This is a genomic window from Acinetobacter sp. 1294243 (genome assembly GCF_000588015.1).
Taxonomy (GTDB): Bacteria; Pseudomonadota; Gammaproteobacteria; order Pseudomonadales; family Moraxellaceae; genus Acinetobacter; species Acinetobacter pittii.
On the sequence record NZ_JFXG01000001.1, the window covers coordinates 209,426 to 228,623 of the forward strand.

The 19,198-nt window shown below is 38.0% G+C and carries 19 protein-coding genes; 4 read left to right on the top strand and 15 right to left on the bottom strand.

The window, feature by feature from the left end; genetic code table 11:
- Positions 1–134: 134 nt before the first annotated feature.
- Together J655_RS05905 and J655_RS05910 are read left to right on the top strand one after the other, a co-directional pair.
- Positions 135–1,301 carry an efflux RND transporter periplasmic adaptor subunit gene (locus J655_RS05905; protein WP_032052130.1) on the top strand — a complete coding sequence of 389 codons (1,167 nt, stop codon included), beginning with the start codon at positions 135–137 and terminating at the stop codon, positions 1,299–1,301.
- A complete protein-coding gene (locus J655_RS05910) occupies positions 1,298–4,405 on the top strand; it encodes an efflux RND transporter permease subunit (RefSeq protein WP_032052131.1) in 3,108 nt (1,035 codons plus the stop codon). Before J655_RS05905 ends, J655_RS05910 begins: the two co-directional genes overlap by 4 nt.
- Positions 4,406–4,485: 80 nt before the next feature.
- On the opposite strand, the gene J655_RS05915 is transcribed toward J655_RS05910, so the two are convergent.
- The 8 genes from J655_RS05915 to pqqA form a co-directional block, all read right to left on the bottom strand.
- On the bottom strand, positions 4,486–4,722 hold the full coding sequence (locus tag J655_RS05915; RefSeq protein ID WP_014206727.1) for a hypothetical protein: 237 nt from the start codon (positions 4,720–4,722) through the stop codon (positions 4,486–4,488).
- A 252-nt stretch (positions 4,723–4,974) separates the two neighbouring features.
- Positions 4,975–5,151 (bottom strand): hypothetical protein, encoded by a 177-nt coding sequence (locus J655_RS24285; RefSeq protein ID WP_002113575.1) that lies wholly within the window; start codon positions 5,149–5,151, stop codon positions 4,975–4,977.
- 579 nt (positions 5,152–5,730) lie between these two features.
- Positions 5,731–6,783 carry a dipeptidase gene (locus J655_RS05925; protein WP_032006188.1) on the bottom strand — a complete coding sequence of 351 codons (1,053 nt, stop codon included), beginning with the start codon at positions 6,781–6,783 and terminating at the stop codon, positions 5,731–5,733.
- A gap of 15 nt (positions 6,784–6,798) precedes the next feature.
- Entirely contained in the window at positions 6,799–7,953 is a 1,155-nt protein-coding gene (gene pqqE / locus J655_RS05930; RefSeq protein WP_032006187.1) for a pyrroloquinoline quinone biosynthesis protein PqqE, read from the bottom strand.
- Positions 7,950–8,234 (bottom strand): pyrroloquinoline quinone biosynthesis peptide chaperone PqqD, encoded by a 285-nt coding sequence (gene pqqD / locus J655_RS05935; protein WP_004792407.1) that lies wholly within the window; start codon positions 8,232–8,234, stop codon positions 7,950–7,952. The genes pqqE and pqqD overlap by 4 nt, the downstream gene beginning before the upstream one ends.
- Positions 8,231–8,989, bottom strand: coding sequence for a pyrroloquinoline-quinone synthase PqqC (gene pqqC / locus J655_RS05940; protein WP_032006186.1), 759 nt, complete (start codon positions 8,987–8,989; stop codon positions 8,231–8,233). The genes pqqD and pqqC overlap by 4 nt, the downstream gene beginning before the upstream one ends.
- Before the next feature lie 8 nt (positions 8,990–8,997).
- Complete coding sequence (pqqB, locus tag J655_RS05945) at positions 8,998–9,909, bottom strand: pyrroloquinoline quinone biosynthesis protein PqqB (protein WP_032042610.1); 912 nt, start codon at positions 9,907–9,909, stop codon at positions 8,998–9,000.
- 74 nt (positions 9,910–9,983) lie between these two features.
- On the bottom strand, positions 9,984–10,058 hold the full coding sequence (gene pqqA, locus J655_RS24290) for a pyrroloquinoline quinone precursor peptide PqqA (protein WP_001982218.1): 75 nt from the start codon (positions 10,056–10,058) through the stop codon (positions 9,984–9,986).
- 248 nt (positions 10,059–10,306) lie between these two features.
- On the opposite strand from pqqA, the gene J655_RS05950 reads away from it, so the two are divergent.
- Positions 10,307–12,088, top strand: a complete 1,782-nt coding sequence (locus J655_RS05950; protein ID WP_032052132.1) for a bifunctional metallophosphatase/5'-nucleotidase — start codon at positions 10,307–10,309, stop codon at positions 12,086–12,088.
- A gap of 67 nt (positions 12,089–12,155) precedes the next feature.
- On the opposite strand, the gene J655_RS05955 is transcribed toward J655_RS05950, so the two are convergent.
- From J655_RS05955 to J655_RS05985, 7 genes are all read right to left on the bottom strand, one after another.
- Positions 12,156–12,557 carry a transcriptional repressor gene (locus J655_RS05955; RefSeq protein WP_005076029.1) on the bottom strand — a complete coding sequence of 134 codons (402 nt, stop codon included), beginning with the start codon at positions 12,555–12,557 and terminating at the stop codon, positions 12,156–12,158.
- A 503-nt stretch (positions 12,558–13,060) separates the two neighbouring features.
- Positions 13,061–13,723 (bottom strand): isochorismatase family protein, encoded by a 663-nt coding sequence (locus J655_RS05960; protein WP_032006183.1) that lies wholly within the window; start codon positions 13,721–13,723, stop codon positions 13,061–13,063.
- Between the two features lie 67 nt (positions 13,724–13,790).
- On the bottom strand, positions 13,791–14,561 hold the full coding sequence (locus J655_RS05965; RefSeq protein ID WP_001257961.1) for an SDR family oxidoreductase: 771 nt from the start codon (positions 14,559–14,561) through the stop codon (positions 13,791–13,793).
- A 359-nt stretch (positions 14,562–14,920) separates the two neighbouring features.
- The gene (locus J655_RS05970) at positions 14,921–15,541 is read right to left on the bottom strand and encodes an ATP-binding cassette domain-containing protein (RefSeq protein WP_032006182.1); all 621 of its coding nucleotides are present in this window, start codon (positions 15,539–15,541) and stop codon (positions 14,921–14,923) included.
- Between the two features lie 4 nt (positions 15,542–15,545).
- On the bottom strand, positions 15,546–16,238 hold the full coding sequence (gene modB, locus J655_RS05975) for a molybdate ABC transporter permease subunit (protein WP_000971585.1): 693 nt from the start codon (positions 16,236–16,238) through the stop codon (positions 15,546–15,548).
- Positions 16,235–17,020, bottom strand: a complete 786-nt coding sequence (modA, locus tag J655_RS05980; protein ID WP_032006181.1) for a molybdate ABC transporter substrate-binding protein — start codon at positions 17,018–17,020, stop codon at positions 16,235–16,237. The genes modB and modA overlap by 4 nt, the downstream gene beginning before the upstream one ends.
- Positions 17,021–17,208: 188 nt before the next feature.
- Positions 17,209–17,559, bottom strand: a complete 351-nt coding sequence (locus tag J655_RS05985; protein ID WP_032052133.1) for a winged helix-turn-helix domain-containing protein — start codon at positions 17,557–17,559, stop codon at positions 17,209–17,211.
- A gap of 221 nt (positions 17,560–17,780) precedes the next feature.
- On the opposite strand from J655_RS05985, the gene antA reads away from it, so the two are divergent.
- The gene (antA, locus tag J655_RS05990) at positions 17,781–19,196 is read left to right on the top strand and encodes an anthranilate 1,2-dioxygenase large subunit (protein WP_019459119.1); all 1,416 of its coding nucleotides are present in this window, start codon (positions 17,781–17,783) and stop codon (positions 19,194–19,196) included.
- The last annotated feature ends 2 nt before the right edge of the window (positions 19,197–19,198 follow it).

Consider the following 19,198-nt stretch of genomic DNA (forward strand, 5'->3'; position numbering starts at 1 on the left):
ACGCGGGAAAAATTTGATTTATCATACGCGTATTTTTTGATAGATCTCCACACTTTTTCCACATATTCGTGATTTTGGTTACACACACATCAAAAATAATGCCAGCATCTAGAAGTCCATTAGGTGTTATAAAAGTGCAAAAGCATTTTTTAGTTCCATTCGTTTTATCTTTCGGTCTTGTATTACATGGCTGTGGCAATGAACAAGTAAGTGATCAAACACAAGTACCTACCGCTAAGGTTACAGTTATTTCAATTCAACCGCAGTCTATTAACTTTAGTGAAAATCTACCAGCGCGTGTTCAAGCTTTCAGAACTGCTGAAATTCGTCCTCAAGTTGGCGGTATTATCGAAAAAGTTTTATTCGCTCAAGGTAGTGAAGTTAAAGCTGGACAACCTCTATATAAAATAAACTCAGAAACATTTGAGGCTGATGTAAATAGTAATAGAGCGGGTTTAAATAAAGCTGAAGCAGAAGTAAACCGCTTAAAAATACAACTTGAGCGCTACCAGCAACTTTTACCAAGTAATGCGATTAGCAAGCAAGAAGTAAGTAATGCCGAAGCGCAATATCGACAAGCGATTGCAGATGTTGCTCAAATGAAAGCGTTATTGGCTCGTCAAAAACTTAATTTACAGTATGCGACAGTGCGAGCACCGATTTCCGGACGTATTGGTAAATCATTCGTAACGGAAGGCGCTTTGGTTAGTCAGGCTGATAGCAACACTATGGCGACTGTTCAACAAATTGACCGCGTTTATGTCGATGTAAAGCAGTCTATTGGAGAATATGAGCGCCTACAGGCGGCTCTACAAAGTGGTGAGTTATCAGCCAACAATCAAAAAGCTGTACAGATTTTGAATAGTTTGGGACAGCCCTATAACGTTACAGCAAAAATGCTGTTTGAAGATATAAATGTGGACCCTGAAACTGGGGATGTCACAATTCGTATTGAAGTCAATAATCCTGAAAGAAAATTACTGCCGGGTATGTATGTCCGCGTTAATATTGAGCGTGCTTCGGTTCCTCAGGCCTTACTCGTGCCAGAACAAGCTATTCAGCGCAATATGAATGGCGATCCTCAAGTATATGTAGTGAATGCCAAAGGTGGCGCAGATGTTCGCTCAATAGAGTTAGGGCAACAATATGAGCAGTTTTATCTCATCAATAAAGGGCTGAAAGCAGGCGAAAAAGTTGTCGTTGAAGGTATAGAGCGTATCCAGCCCAACCAAAAACTAGCAATTTCAGCATGGAAAGCGGCCTCAACAGAAAATACGGTGAAGCAAGGAGATGCTAAATGATGTCTCAATTCTTTATTCGCCGTCCTGTTTTTGCATGGGTAATTGCAATTTTTATCATTCTATTTGGTGTGCTGAGTATTCCAAAGTTACCCATTGCACGCTTTCCGAGTGTCGCTCCACCCGAAGTGAACATTACAGCAAGTTATCCTGGCGCTACTCCCAAAACGATTAATGATAGTGTGATTACCCTCATTGAACGGGAAATGTCAGGAGTAAAAAACTTACTCTACTATAGTGCTACAACGGATTCGTCAGGAACCGCTGAAATTACCGCGACATTTAAACCTGGTACTGATGTGGATATGGCGCAAGTCGACGTACAAAACAAAATTAAAGCGGTTGAAGCACGCTTGCCCCAAGTCGTCCGCCAACAAGGCTTAGCTGTAGAGGCATCGTCCTCAGGCTTTTTAATGCTTGTTGGTTTAAACTCACCTAACCATCGCTATTCAGAAGTCGATTTGAGTGATTATCTGGTACGTAATGTGGTCGAAGAGCTTAAACGTGTTGAAGGTGTCGGAAAAATTCAGTCATTTGGTGCTGAAAAAGCGATGCGAATTTGGGTAGATCCAAATAAATTAGTTTCTTATGGTCTATCGATTAGTGATGTAAATAATGCGATTCGTAACAATAATATCGATATTGCACCAGGACGACTTGGTGACCGTCCTCTAGTTAATGGTCAATTAATTACCATACCTTTATCCGCTCAAGGACAGCTTGAAAATGTAGAGCAGTTCAAAAATATTAGTCTAAAGAGCAATATTAGTGGTGCCACTATTAAGTTGTCGGATGTAGCCGATGTAGAAATGGGTGCTCAGTCATATAATTTTGCGATTTTGGAAAATGGTAAACCTGCAACAGCTGCAGCTATTCAGTTGAGCCCTGGCGCAAATGCAGTAAAAACAGCAGATGCGGTAAAACAGAAACTCGAAGAACTAAAAGTAAATTTACCTGAAGGCATGCAATTTAGCGTTCCTTACGATACTGCACCTTTTGTTAAAATTTCGATAGAAAAGGTAGTTCATACATTAATTGAAGCCATGGTTTTGGTCTTCATTGTGATGTATCTATTTCTTCATAATGTTCGCTATACCTTAATTCCTGCCATTGTCGCTCCAATTGCCCTGCTTGGCACCTTTACCATCATGCTTTTAACTGGTTACTCAATTAATGTGTTAACCATGTTCGGCATGGTGCTTGCGATCGGGATTATTGTCGATGACGCGATTGTAGTTGTTGAGAATGTAGAACGAATTATGGCAACCGAAGGTCTATCTCCTAAAGAAGCGACTTCCAAAGCCATGACAGAGATTACCAGCCCGATTATTGGTATTACTTTGGTACTGGCAGCCGTATTTTTACCAATGGCTTTAGCAAGTGGTTCAGTCGGTATTATTTACCGCCAATTTACCATTACGATGTCAGTCTCAATTTTATTCTCGGCATTTTTAGCTTTAACGCTCACCCCTGCACTTTGTGCAACCTTATTAAAATCAGTTGATGCAAATCATCAAAAGAAAGGTTTTTATGCATGGTTTGACCGTAGCTTTGATAAAGTCACAAAAAAATATGAAGCGATTTTAGTTAAAGTCGTTAAACATACTATTCCGACTTTAATTATTTTTGTGGTGATTACAGGTTTAACTTTTGCAGGCATGAAATATTGGCCAACTGCTTTTATGCCAGAGGAAGATCAAGGCTGGTTTTTAACTTCGTTCCAACTACCTTCAGATGCGACTGCTGAACGTACAACAAAAATTGTGAAAGATTTTGAAGGCCATTTAAATGAGCAGTCGGATGTTAAAAGCAATATTTCAATTATGGGTTGGGGATTTAGTGGCGCTGGCCAAAACGTTGCACTCGCTTTTACAACCTTAAAAGATTTTGGTGAGCGTGATAAATCTACTACTGACTATACCAACTTAATAAATACAGAAATGGCAAACAGTAAAGAAGGTACAACTATGTCTGTACTTCCTCCTGCTATTGATGAATTGGGTACATCTTCAGGCTTTAGTTTACGTTTACAAGATAAAGCAAATTTAGGAATGCCTGCTTTAATTTCAGCGCAAGAGAAGCTTGTGGAAATGGCGGCTCAAAACAAAAAGTTTTATATGGTTTACCCAGAAGGTTTACCTCAAGGTGACAATATTAGCTTGAAGATCGACCGCGAAAAACTAAACACTCTAGGAGTAAGCTTTGCTTCTGTTTCAGATATTATTTCTACCTCAATGGGATCGATGTATATCAATGATTTTCCAAATCAAGGCAGAATGCAGCAAGTTATTGTTAAAGCCAATGCAAAATCACGAATGCATTTAAAAGATATCTTGAGTTTAAAGGTTGCAGGCGCAAACGGACAACTGGTGTCTTTATCTGAGGTCGTGATTCCTCAGTGGAATAAGTTGCCGCAGCAATATAATCGCTACAATGGCCGACCATCATTAAGTATCGCTGGAGTGCCTAACATAGGGGTATCTTCAGGTGATGCGATGCGAGAAATGGAAAAGCTGATTGCCAAACTTCCTCAAGGTATTGGTTATGAGTGGACAGGTATTTCACTGCAAGAAAAGCAATCTGAATCTCAAATGGTATTCCTTATTGCTTTATCAATGTTAGTCGTGTTTTTAGTTTTAGCTGCACTTTATGAAAGTTGGTCAATTCCGTTATCTGTCATGCTTGTTGTTCCTTTAGGCATCTTTGGTGCAGTAATGGCCATTATGTTAAGAGGAATACCAAACGATATTTTCTTCAAAATTGGTCTTATCACTATTATTGGTTTATCCGCCAAAAATGCGATCTTAATTGTTGAGTTCGCAAAGATGCTCAAAGAAGAAGGCATGACTTTAATTGAAGCAGCCGTTGCAGCAGCAAAGTTACGCCTACGCCCAATTTTGATGACTTCCCTTGCCTTTACTTGTGGTGTTATCCCATTGGTCATTGCAACTGGAGCAAGTTCGGAAACTCAGCATGCATTAGGTACAGGGGTATTTGGAGGTATGATATCTGCCACCATCTTGGCCATCTTTTTTGTTCCCGTGTTCTTTATTTTTGTGTTAGGAGCCGCAGAGAAACTATTTTCCAAAAAGAAAATTAATTCTTAGTTAAATACATTGAGGCGAAACGTATCTATGTTTCGCCTCAATGACTTAGAAATATGAAAAATGTACTGACAGGAAAACGATTAAGAATTAAGGACTTTAAAGACTTTACCTGTTCTAGGATGAGCAAAGCTATTATCTGGATCTAAATTGATGACTTTATCCGAAATCACAATTTTAGAAAGTGGTAACCAGCTCTGTTCCAGTTCAATGTCTACAAAGTTTTTTTCATTGATATTTTCATAAATTTGTTCGACAACGATTTCCATACCACACATACTTTTAGCATTCACTTCTTTTAAGATATGGCGTTTTGACATACTAGTCTCCATTTTTTTATTATCCGCATCGACAATAATAAAGATTGCACTGATACAATATGTAAATTTTAATAATGAAAGTGTTTTCTTTGTTCTAATCATATTTTTGTAATAATTAAATGAATAGTTGAGTGATTATTTAATTTAAATATTATTTTTAAGTTAATCTATTCAATGTAAATATTACTTATTAAAAAATTTACTTTTAATCAAAATTAAAGGGTTCATTAACTGAACCCTTTTTATTTAATTCTAAACTTGTACTGCGTTATCCAGCGAACCATCATCTTTATTTTTAGCAGTGTCTTTACTAATCAATGAGTCTGTATCACTATCTGTGGTAAAGCTTTTGCTATTTTTTTGCTTTTTCTTGTACATACACATCCCAATCGCGATACCTGTTCCCAATACTATAATTGACTTTAACATTTTGCACCTCTTCGATTAACGGAGTAACTTTTGAGAAATTAGCTTAAATTAATAGCATAAAATTTGTTATTTAACGGCTTTGATTTGCTCCGCTTTTGTAAGGTGTTTATTTTTTATGTTAATTGAAGAGAAAAATAATCCCGAAAAATAAATTTTGATACAAAGCAAAAAGCCTATTCTTTTTTAGAATAGGCTTTTCACTGTATTTCAGGATTAAGCAGTATTATGAATCGCTTTAGGCAATCTTATTATCTTTAAAAATACATTACAAATGTATTTAATGCTGAACTTTTAGTCAAGATGGGATTGAGGGTTTTTACCAATAATTGGCGATTATTGTGATGACTGTCACGTTTATATAATTAGGATAAGAAAAAACCCATTTCTACTTCTCATAAAGAAATGGGTGATGTGAAAACCACAAAAGACCTGAAATACCAAATGTTCTTACATTCAGTAAGGTTGAGTGTAGTGAATATACCGAATGGTTGACAATTAAACTATTTGTATTTTTTTTAGTCATTTCGGCCAATAAAAAAATAGTTATGATTCTGTAGATTAACTCTGTTTAGTCATTCATTATTGACCAACAATTCTATAAAGCACCCTCACCCAATTATTAAGATATATATTTTCAATCAGTGTTTTTGAATAACCACGCTGTTGCATACGTTCAATTAAGCGATGTATGCCTGTCACATCTTCAAGTTCAGTACCTATAAGTGCACCGTCAAAGTCCGAACCAAAGCCCACATGTTCTTCGCCCAAATGATCCATTAAATATTCTAAATGTTCCAAAATTACATCAATCGATGTATCTGCATTGCGTTGTCCATCCGACCGTAAAAAAGCGACATCGAAATTTACGCCTACCATCCCTTTACTTTCCCTTATTGCTTTGAGTTGTGGGTCAGTTAAGTTGCGAGCTTGAGGACATAAAGCATGTGAATTAGAGTGTGTTGCTACAATTGGCTGCTGCAATATATCTACAGTATTCCAAAAAGCTTTCTCATTCATATGTGAAACATCAATCACCATCTTTTTATTGACACAGCGTTTTATAAAGTCTTTACCATCACTCGTAAGACCTGCTCCCGTGTCAGGTGAGTGCGGAAACTTAGCATTTAAACCATGTCCAAAACGACTAGGTCTATTCCAGAGGGGGCCAATACTACGTAAGCCTCTTTCATAAAATATATCGAGTAAATCAGGATTTTGTTGTAAAGCTTCTGCACCTTCCATATGCAATACAATCGCTAGCTTTTTCTCTGCTCTGCAATCTTGAATATCTTGAACCGAGGTGCAAATTTTAATATTTTTAGAATACTGAGCAAGTTGGTGAGCTAAATCGAGTTGTTCCAAGCAAATTTGTTCAATTTGCTGTTGCGTAAAATCAGAAGCATTTTGATCAAATAGCTTATTAGGATGGTTCTGTTGAACATAGCCATACGGAGGTAAAAAAATCGCAAACATTCCTCCTATAAAACCAGCTTCTTGACAGCGTTTTAGGTCAAGATGGCCTGCTAAGCGTTCATGAACAAAAGCATGTACAGGATCTGGATGGTCACTTAGCCATAAGCGTGTTAATGCGTCATTATGTCCATCAAAAACTGGAATATGGCGAGGCTTCATGAGTATTCCTACTTGCTATATATCTGTAATCGTGTGGACTGGAATATTTTGGGTGGCGCTTAAAGATTTAGAGTTTCTACTATTACGAAATACTAAATTTTGCAAAGGTGCAGCCAACTGACTTTCTGCCCGTGCTTGTTCAATCATTTGATGATACGGCGATTTCCCACATACAGGATCGGCATTAGCCGCATCTCCAGTCAACATATAGGCCTGACAACGACATCCGCCAAAGTCACGATCTTTATCGGGACAGCTACGGCACCCTTCTGGCATCCATGCATCGCCACGGAAATGATTGAATCCGGTTGATTTGTACCAAATATTTGACAATTTATGTTCGCGGACGTTTGGAAACAAAATGGGCAGTTGTCGTGCTGCATGGCAAGGTAGCGCCATACCATCTGGAGCAACCGTAAAGAAGATTTTCCCCCAGCCATTCATACAGGCTTTTGGTCGTTCTTCATAATAATCGGGCACTACAAAAATGAGTTTGCAAGGGTGATTTTGCGCTTTTAATTTTTCTCGATATTCATTGGTAATCCGTTCAGCTCGTGTCAGTTGCTCTTGTGTGGGTAATAAACCTTGGCGGTTTAAAAAAGCCCAACCATAAAACTGACAAATTGCTAGCTCGACTGTATCTGCATTCAGCTCAAGGCAAAGTTCAATGATTTGTTCAATCTGGTCAATGTTATGCCGATGAATAACAAAGTTAAGCACCATTGGGTAATCGTATTTCTTAACCAATCGGCACATTTCATACTTTTGTTCAAAAGCATGCTTTGAACCTGCCAAGGCATCGTTTACCACAGGGTCGCTCGCTTGGAAGCTCACTTGAATGTGGTCTAAACCCGCTTGTTTTAGATCAGCAATACGTTGTTCGGTAAGCCCCATACCAGAGGTAATTAAGTTGGTATAAAACCCTTGTTGATGAGCATGTGCAACGAGTTGTTCTAAATCTTGACGTACCAGAGGTTCACCGCCAGAGAATCCGAGTTGAACAGCACCCATCTGACGTGCTTGATCAAAAACATCAAACCACTCTTGAGTGGTCAGCTCATTTTTATGTTGAGCATAGTCCAAGGGGTTTGAGCAATATGGGCATTGTAGCGGACAACGATAAGTAAGTTCCGCTAATAACCATAAAGGTAGGCCAACACCTTCTGTCATACTAAATCAATCCAGTGCTGCTGCTTTGCGACTAGCATGTAATCCACTACATCTTGATCAATCTCAGCAATATCACCAAATTTTTGCTTTAACTGGGCAATAATAGCGGACACATTTTGCTGCCCATCAATATATTGTCCGATTGCTCCTGCACTTTCATTTAACTTGATCATGCCTTCAGGGTATAAAATCACAAAACCATTTTGAGCTGGCTCGAACTGAAAACGGTAACCTTGTCGCCATGTCGGAACAAGGTTTAAATCAAACTGCTCTTTATTCATTTAAATAGTCCTTTGTGCCAAACTCGTTTGCTCGTCACAGTGTGATATGGTGCTTCATTGTGAACATGTGCAAGTGTTAAAGCATCTAAAATGCTCCATAAAATATCTAGTTTAAACTGCAATATTTCAAGCATTCGTTCTTGTTGTTCATGAGTCGTAAATGAATCAAGCGTAATCGTTAAACCATGTTCAACGTCACGGCGTGCCTGACTTAAACGAGAACGAAAATACTCATAGCCTTTATCATCAATCCATGGATAGTGTTGTGGCCATGAATCAAGTCTTGATTGATGAATTTGTGGAGCAAAAAGTTCAGTTAAAGAGCTGCTTGCTGCTTCACGCCATGAAGCACGGCGTGCAAAGTTTACATAGGCATCTACCGCGAAGCGAACGCCTGGTAATACCAGCTCTTCAGAAATAACTTGTTCACGACTCAAGCCCACAGCTTCGGCTAACCGTAGCCATGCTTCTCGACCACCGCCATCTGGATATTCACCATCTTGATCGATCATGCGTTGAATCCATTCTTGACGAACTCGTTGATCAGGGCAATTTGCCATAATCGCCGCATCTTTAAGCGGAATATTAATTTGATAGTAATATCGGTTTGCAACCCAAGCCTGAATTTGTTGCTGGGTGGCTTTACCTTCATACATCATCACGTGAAAAGGGTGATAAATATGATAATACTGGCCTTTATCGATAATGGCTTGTTTGAATTGTTCAGTCGTTAAAGCTTCAGGGGTTTGAGTCATGTTTCACCTTAGAGTTCAATCTGCATGCCATCATAGGCAACTTCTACACCATTTACTTTAAGCTCAGCAAACTGGCTAGAGTTTTCATTTAAAATTGGATTGGTATTGTTAATATGAATCAGCACTTTTTTAGGTGTATTCAATTGGTTTAAATAAGACAGTGAACCACCTTCGCCACTAATATATAAATGCCCCATTTCTCGGCCAGTTTTAGTTCCAACCCCAGTTTGCTGCATTTCATCGTCTGTCCAAAGCGTACCATCAATCATGACACAGTCTGAACTCTGCATAATCTGCATGATTTGATCGTCAATTTTTCCAAGACCCGGTGCATAAAACAACTGCTTTTGTGTTTTATGATCTTTGATAATTAAAGCAATATTGTCGCCGTCATGTGGGTCATTTCGATGCGGTGAATATGGTGGAGCTGCACTTTTAATAATTAAGGGTAAAAATTCTAAATTTTCGAAACCATCAATTTTAAAAGCTTGTTTAGGGTTAATCTCATGATATTGAAGACCACCATTCCAGTGTTTGAGCATATTAAATACTGGAAAACCGCTCGTTAAATCTTGATGGACCATTTTTGTACACCATACCTTCATTGGACAACCTTCACGTAAGGTTAAAAGCCCAGTGGTATGGTCTAACTGACTGTCCATTAAAATAACGCTTGTTATTCCTGTATCACGCAATTTACGCGCTGGTTGAGCTGCTTTAAATTCGAAGAGTTGCTGACGGATGTCAGGTGACGCGTTTAATAAAACCCAGTCTGTCCCATTTTCAGAAATAGCAATTGATGATTGAGTACGGGCTTTGGCTTGGATTGTACCTGTGCGCACACCATGACAATTCGGGCAATTACAATTCCACTGCGGAAACCCGCCTCCGGCAGCTGAACCTAAAACATAAATATACATAAAATTAATATCTTATTAGAAAGAGATAAGCCCTAGAACAAGACTAGGGCTTATGACATATTTGATGAAACTGATTAACGTGCTTCAAAGTACATTGTAACTTCAAAACCAATGCGTAAATCAGTAAAAGCTGGTTTAGTCCATTGCATAAATTATCTCCGGTTCATATTAATCTTATGAAATGAATCACTTGATTAAGATTTATAAGGCAATTAAAAATTTATTCTAAATAAAAAAATTGGGTTTGTAGACCACCCCTAGCTAAGATATTGTTCGATAATTGTGTTTATTGTCCAAATTTTAATATTTCGAACATATTTACTTATTGGGTCTTTCATCAAACATTCATACTAAAAGCGTATTTTTTATCCGTCTTAATTGATCAAATGATAAAAAAATGAAAAATTTAACAATACTTTTTAAAGTAACAACACTTTCTCTGGCTGTAGCATTATTGGCGGGATGTAATGACGATGATGATAATGACACAGCACCACCTGCCCAAAGAAGCAATCAAACCGTAAATATTTTAGCTTTTAATGACTTTCACGGAAATCTTGAGCCACCTAAGCGTTATGTCGAGGCACCAAATCCAAATGATGCTGCTCAATCTGTTCGTATTCCTGTAGGAGGAGTGAGTTACTTCGCCGATGCGATTAAAAAACTTAAAGCAGAAAATCCAAATAATGCTGTGGTTTCGGCAGGTGATTTAATTAGCGCCTCCCCTCTCACCTCTTCTTTATTTTTAGATGAACCAACCATTGAAGTCATGAATGATATTCAAATTGACTTTAATGCTGTAGGTAACCATGAATTTGATCGGGGTACAGACGAATTACGCCGTTTAAAAAATGGTGGATGTCAGCAATATACCAGCACTGCACCTTGTCAAATTAATAAAAATTTTAGTGGTGCAAAGTTTGATTTCCTTGCTGCTAACGTAGCAATGAAAAATGACGCTAGTAAAACAATCTTCCCAGCCTATAAAGTCAAAAGTTATGGTGGAATTCCAGTTGCATTTATTGGTTTAACTCTTAAAGCGACGCCAAGTATTGTTTCTGCGGCAGGTATTAAAGACGTTGAGTTCCGTGATGAAGCAGATACGGTAAATGCTTTGATTCCTGAATTAAAAAAACAAGGAATTGAAGCGATTGTAGTCGTTGTCCATGAAGGTGCAGCGCCAAGTACGAAGCTCAATCAAAAAACATGTGATGGTTTAAGTGGTCCGATTTTAGGAATTTTGGATAAGCTTAATCCAGCAGTTGATATTGTTGTGTCAGGTCATACACATCAATCTTATATTTGTGACTATGCAACGAAAAATCCGGCTAAACCATTCTTACTTACTTCAGCTGGACAATATGGCACGCTCATTACTGACATCAAGATTGAATTAGATGGTAAAACTGGTGATGTCATTAAAAAAGATGCTAAACAAGTTCCTGTACAAAGTGAAGCATATACGTCTGGTACAACCACAGTGAGTCTTACAGATCTCTATCAAAAATTTAGTAAAACCCCAAGCATTGAAGCGATTTTAGATAAATACCGTCAAGCTGTGACCACCATTTCAAGTCGTGTGGTTGGAACTGCAACAGCAGTAATAAGTCGTACTCAAGTCGAAAGTGGTGAAAGTCCGCTAGGTATTATGATTGCCGATGCTCAGCAAGCGGCTGCTTTAAAAGCAAGTAATCAAGGCTCAGACTTTACGCTAATGAACCCAGGTGGTGTGCGCGCTGATCTACTCATTAATAGTAGTAACCAGATTACCTTTGGCGATGTTTTTGCAGTTCAACCATTTGGTAACTCTATTGTGACGTTGAGCTTAACCGGTAAACAGATTAGAGATGTGCTTGAACAGCAATGGTCTGGTGCAAATTCAAATTCACCTAGAATTTTACAGCCATCTAAAGAGTTGAGTTACCAATATGCGGCAAATACATCTGTTTCACCACGAGCAAGTAACATCATGGTTGCTGGTTCTCCGTTAGTTGACACTAAAGTGTATCGCGTGACAGTAAATAGCTTCTTGGCAGATGGTGGTGACAACTTTACGGTATTAAAAGAAGGCCAAAACCGTGTCGGTGGTGGTCAAGATATTGATGCTCTTGAAACTTATGTTGCTAACAATTCACCCTTAACTATTCCAGCTACGACTCGAATTAAAGTTATCAAGTAACTGATTTAATGAGAATAAAGGACAGTATGATGCTGTCCTTTATTTTTTATGGCACTTTAAAAGATTTTTATTCAGTATATAGATTGAGTTCAACACTACTGATATCGACTCCAGTATTTGCAAAAATAATATCAGTAACCTCATGAAGTAATTCTTTAACTTTATCATTTTCAAAGTTCAAGGCTTCAGAGGTTTTGAGCGAAATGAGGTTACAACTCATCTTGTCTTTTCTAAGCTTATAAATACTTTTGCTTTTTCCTAAAAACACCCTTTTGATGAGTTTACGGTTTTCAAATTCCGACAAGATTCGATAAATCGTTCCTAGCGTTATTTTATGTTCATTTTTAATTTGCGTATAAATACTCACAGCACTTAAGCCTTGTGGATTTTGATTTAAAATTTCAAAAACCTGTATTCTCGATTTTTTTATTGGTAGTCCATTTAATAATGATTTTGAAGTTGCTGTCATGATTAACTAACCTTAATGTTGAAAAAATATAGAAATTTTTAAAATTATTTTGTCTATACTTACTTGAAAATTATGGAAATGATTTGATGTATAAATCAGAGCTTATTACCCTATAAATAAGCTTTGAGTTGATTATAAGTTTCTGAATAATTTAATATTATTCCTACCTCACTATCTACATGTACGCGTTTGGAGAATAAAAGCATTCTTGAGCTGAACCATATTGCGACCCTCTTCATTAAGTCATTTTCCGACCTTATTCTATATAATGATTAACATATGATAAATATTATCATTTGTGTTTAGCGGTGTATCATATACATATAAGTTTTAATATTCAATATTAAGTAATTATCAAATACATAATGATAACCATTATATATTAATGATTAAATGATGATGAGTTGCCTTCATTCTCTATTATAAGTATTCATTTCCACCCATATAAAAAGCAGATAGATGATCTGCTTTTTATATTTTAAGTAGAATAAGTTAAATCACTATTATGCTAAGGATAGTGCATCTTGTTCTTGCATCCATGCATGAATCACTTGTTGTGTTGTCATGACTTGAGCGCATCGTGTACTAGCATATTTTAATGCCATATCGTGCTCTTCGCGGCTAAAGTCAGCTAGTGCATCACCACATAAGAATGGTTGGATGTTTAGCATAAAAGCTTCAGCAGCACTCATAAGACAACCAATATGTGCATATACCCCGCAGATAATCAGTTGATCGCGACCAGACTCCCGCATGAGCTGTTCGAGCGGAGAAAATTTAAAAACACTATATCTCCACTTGGTAAGAACCGTATCATTTTTTTGAGGTGAAATTTTTGGCAAAATCTGAGTAAAGCTCGGCTCGTTCTTTAAACCAGGTCCCCAAAAATCAGTTAATAACTGCCGATGTTCAGGTGATTGATTGCCCGGTTGTGCTGTATAAACAACGGGAATATTAGATTGATGAGCGGCGTCAATTAATGCTTTGGTGTTTTTAATGAGTTCTGGAATAGGTTCTTGAGTTAAGTCATAGAAATCTAAAAAATATTGCTGCATATCATGAACCAATAAAACAGCTCGATTGGTATGCAATGGCCAATTTGTTTTGTTGGGAGTAAATTCATGGGCTTGGGGCATACTGTAACTTGCAATCTTTGGAATACTCATTAGTATTTTCCTTTTCTATCTTTCAAAATATTTTTAATTTCAGATGGTTGTTGTGCTGAAGTAATCTTTAGACCCCAAGTGTCGCTCCCCCATCTACCACTATTTCTTGCATCGTAATTTGGGCCGCTCGGTCCGAAAGTAAAAAGCTCACGGTATTGGCAATATCATCTGGTTGCGCGAGTTTTCTTAAGGGAATACCTGTTCGGTACTGACTCAAATCACCATCAATTACTGCAGGTGGAGGTGCATTATCAGTCCAGAGTTGTTGCTGCATTTGAGTGAGAGTAGATCCTGGTGAAACGATATTCAGCCTGACTTGATAAGGTGCGATTTCAAGTGCCAGATTGCGACAAAAATGGCTCAGTGCAGCCTTAGTGGTGGCGTACATACCAAGTTGCATACGCGGCATGCGTGCACTATTTGAACTAATAGTGACAATGCTACCCCGCCTTTTTGCACAAAAATGTTTAGCAACTTGTTGGCTGATCGCGATAGGTGCCATGACATTGACCGCAAAAAGTGTTTCCCAATCTTCCGTTTTGGCTTCAAGCATGGAGCGCATAATTAATACTCCTGCTGCATTTACTAAACCCGTAATTTCGTATCTTTCTAAAAGCTCTGAAATTAAAGTTTGTGTTTCTTGTTGATGGGTAATGTCTTGTGAGATGCCTTGCCATTGTGAAGTTTGATCTGGCGTTATTGTTTTGCTGATATCCCATTGTTTAGGATTTTCTTGTCGGTCAATACCAATAACGTGATAGCCCTGATCTAGTAGTTGCTTGGCAATAGCCGCTCCTATTCCTCTTGCAGCACCTGTGACCACGATGGTAGAGCGCATGTGGATACTCCAATTTATATTATAAAGAAATCTATAAACATAATTGCAAATAATTATCATTCTTATCAATAGCAAATTAAGATAAAAGATTAATTTATGATCTTATACAAATGAGTTACAGCTTAGAATTATAAAATAAAATATTGTTTTATATGTATTTTATTAAATTAGAAGGTTGGAAATATTTTATTATTAATAATCATTTTCAATAAGGTGGCTTTTGATTTATTCGGCTAAAATCAGATTTATGGTTTATCAAACCTAGTAACTTTTTAGGGTTCAATCTCCCGCAGGCTCAGAATGAGTTCTCTATAACTCCGACTCTCGTAAGTTTGGAAATGCGTATAAAAAATGAAAAATTATAAAATCCACATAGTTTCGGTCAGTTGTTTAATCTCTTGAATATCATGACTTACATAAATCATCGGGATTTTTAGTTCCTCTTTTACCTTTTGAAAAAAAGGAATAATTTCAGCTTTATGGTTCGCATCTAATGCTGATAATGGCTCATCAAGCAGTAACAGCTTAGGCGAATATAATAATGCTCGACCTAGTGCCACGCGCTGCTTTTCCCCACCCGAGAGTTTGATAGGCATACGTTGTAATAAATGCCCTAACTTTAATAACTCAATAATGTAATCTGCTTCAAAGTGACGTTCTTGTTGGGAAAGATGCTTAAAACTAAACAATAAATTTTGCTTGACTGTTTTATGCGGAAAAAGCTGAGCATCTTGAAAAACCAATCCAACATGCCGCTTTTGCGTGCTGACATTAATTTTTTGATTTGAATCAAACCACGTTTGATCCTGTATTTTAATGAGCCCACTACGCGGAGTGTTCAGCCCTGCAATGGCATGTAAAATGGACGTTTTACCTGACCCAGAGGCACCAAATAAGCCAATAACAGAAGCATCTGACTGGAAACTAGGCTCAATATGAAATTGGCCCATGTGTAGCTCAAAACGGCAATCAATCAACATAATTTTACCGCCCTAAACGCTTCTTTTGATAACGATGAAACCACTGCGCAAACCATAATGCCAGAAAAGCTACACTTAACGATAAAACAATAAGCCTTTGAATAGCTGCTTCTGTATCGGGCTGTTGCATTAAGCTATACATGGCTAGAGGCAAAGTCCGTGTTTCATTTGAAATATTACCCACAAAGGTAATGGTGGCCCCAAACTCCCCTAAACTGCGGCAAAAACATAAAATAGCACCAATTAAAATGCCACTGCTGGCAAGAGGCAAAGTGACATGAAAAAATGCCCCTAAAGATGAAGCTCCTAATGTCTTTGCTGCCATTTCTAAACGCTGATCGACCAGTTCAATCGCTAATCGAATAGATTGCACCAACAGTGGAAAACCCATCACTGCCGAAGCAAGAACGGCGCCTTTCCAGTTAAATGCAAAATCAATTCCGAGTGGGGCCAAATATTGCCCAATAATGCCGCGGCTCCCAAAAACTTGTAAAAGCAAATAACCAGGAACTACTGGCGGTAGTACTAAAGGTAAAAACACCAATGTTTCAATGAATGACTTCCCCCAAAACTCTTTACGTGCCAAAAACCATCCCACACAAATTGCAGGAATAATACTGACCACAAGACAACTTGCTGCCACCTTACAAGAAAGTTGCAGCACACTGAGCTCTTCTGGGGTTAAAGAAAACATCATGGCTTGACTGGAGCCAACACGCTAAAGCCATATTTTTTAAAGACAGCTTTGGCTTGGTTGCTTTGTAAAAATTGATAGAACTTTGCTGAGTTTGAGTTCTTTTTAATCATCCCTACAGGATAAATAATTGGTGAATGGGTATTTTCCGGAAATATGCCAGCTACCTTCACGTCTTTACTAATCGTAGCATCGGTTGCATAGACAATACCGACCTGACATTCACCTCGCGCAACAAAGTTTAATGCAGCTCGAACATCTTCTGTTTCAACTAACTTTGGCTCAATACGACTCCACCAACCTAAGTTAGTAAAAGCTTGTTTAGCATATTTGCCTACAGGCACACTTTTGGTATCTCCTGTACAAATCTTGCCTGTAAACACTTTATTAGGATCTGTGGCTTTATCTAATTTTATGTTTAATGATTGCCCTTTTGGGGTAATTAGCACCAAACGGTTACCTAATAAATTTATACGGTCATTTGCTGCAACTCGTTTTTTGTTTTGCAGATATTCCATCCACTGGGTATCTGCTGAAATAAAAATATCAGTTGGTGCTCCAGCTTCAATTTGTTTAGCTAAGGTCGATGAACCTGCATACGAAGTTTTAACTTCTACTTTATTTTGTTTTTCATAAATTTTTTCTAAATCGTTAATCGCATTGGTTAAGCTCGCTGCTGCATAAACGGTAACCGATTCAGCCTTGGCTGGAACATTAAAGACCAATCCTATGCTGAAGACTGAATAGGCTAAAGCTAACTTTTTTATCTTCGTATCACTTACCATTATTTTTACCTTTTTGTCGTTTTTGCAGCGATATATACCCAAGAATATAGCGCTACATGAAGATTATGAAAAGCATAATTCATTAACTATAGATGTCTGGAATGCAGCAGTGCTTTTTCAGCACGTAATTTGAATTAAGCAAAAGCTATACCAAATTAAAAGATTTCATGCCTAAACAATCTTTTATCTTAACCTTTTAAATAGCTACTCATGATTTGATAATCATGTTCTAAGGCTTGTCGAGCATTGATTTCCATTTGGCGGTAATGCTGTAAGATTTTCTGGCCCAAAGCTGTAACGGCTGCCCCACCACCATGTGTTCCACCTGTTTGTGTTTCCACTAACGCTGTTTCAAAGCACTGATTCATGGTGTCGACTAACTGCCATGCACGGCGGTAGCTCATATTCATAGATTTTGCAGCTTGTGAGATCGATCCCGTTCTCTCAATTGCTTCAAGTAAGTCTGCCTTACCCGGACCAAATGCGATGTTTTGCTCTAAAAGAATTCTAATTTGTAATTTTAAGTTTTGTTCTTTCATAGACTTAGTTCACAAAGTTTCATTTTTATGCTGCTTAACATTATAGGAAACTTTAATAGCTTAAAACACATACAAATTTAAATCTCTACTCTTTCTTAAAAAGAGTTCATTTAAAAAATCAAAACTGCACAAAGTGGATAAAGATCTGGAAAAAACGGATAGAGGCTCAGGCTTAATCGCGGTTCAATCAGTTAAAAGCTGATTGATTGGAGGATTGAGCAATGACCTCATCTAATTTAAAACAATGGAATGATTTTGTAGATGGATGTATCGACTTCCGTCCTAACGATGGCGTGTTTCGTATTGCACGTAATATGTTTACCGAGCCTGAACTATTTGACTTGGAAATGGAACTTATTTTTGAAAAGGTTTGGATTTATGCATGTCACGAAAGTGAGATTCCAAATAATCATGATTTCTTAACAGTTCAAATTGGCCGCCAACCGATTATTGTGAGCCGTGATGGTAAAGGCGAACTACATGCCATGGTTAATGCTTGTGAACACCGCGGTGCGACCTTAACACGCGTTGCTAAAGGCAATCAGTCAACATTTACATGTCCGTTCCACGCATGGTGCTACAAGTCAGATGGCCGTTTGGTGAAAGTCAAAGCACCTGGTGAATATTGTGAAGATTTTGATAAATCAAGCCGAGGCTTAAAACAAGGCCGTATTGCCAGCTATCGTGGATTTGTATTTGTAAGCCTTGATACTCAAGCAACAGATTCTCTAGAAGACTTTTTGGGCGATGCAAAACTGTTCCTTGATTTAATGGTTAACCAGTCACCAACAGGTGAACTAGAAGTACTTCAAGGTAAGTCATCTTATACCTTTGCAGGTAACTGGAAGCTACAAAATGAAAATGGCCTAGATGGTTACCATGTAAGTACTGTCCACTATAACTATGTCTCTACAGTTCAACATCGTCAGCAAGTCAATGCATCAAAAGGTGAAGAACTCGACACGCTTGACTACAGCAAGTTAGGTGCCGGTGATTCAGAAACTGACGATGGCTGGTTTAGTTTTAAAAATGGTCATAGTGTTTTATTTAGTGATATGCCAAACCCAACAGTTCGTCCGGGTTACAGTACAGTTATGCCGTATATGGTCGAAAAATATGGCGACAAATATGCTGAGTGGGCAATGCATCGTTTAAGAAACTTAAACTTGTACCCTAGCCTATTCTTTATGGACCAAATTAGTTCACAGCTTCGTATTGTTCGTCCAGTGGCATGGAACAAAACCGAAGTCATTAGTCAATGTATTGGGGTTAAAGGTGAATCTGCTGAAGCACGCCGTAACCGTATTCGCCAGTTTGAAGATTTCTTTAACGTATCAGGCCTTGGTACACCAGACGATTTAGTTGAATTCCGTGAACAGCAAAAAGGTTTTCAGGCACGTCTTGAACGTTGGAGCGATATTTCTCGTGGCTGTCAGTCTTGGGAATATGGCGCGACCAAAAATTCACAAGATTTAGGCATTCAACCCGTCATTACTGGCCGTGAGTTTACCCATGAAGGACTTTATGTAAACCAGCATGGACATTGGCAACGTCTCATGCTCGATGGCTTAAATAAAAAAGCATTGAAAATGCAGGATATTACTTTTGAAAACAATGCCGTAATGGATGAGGTGTAACC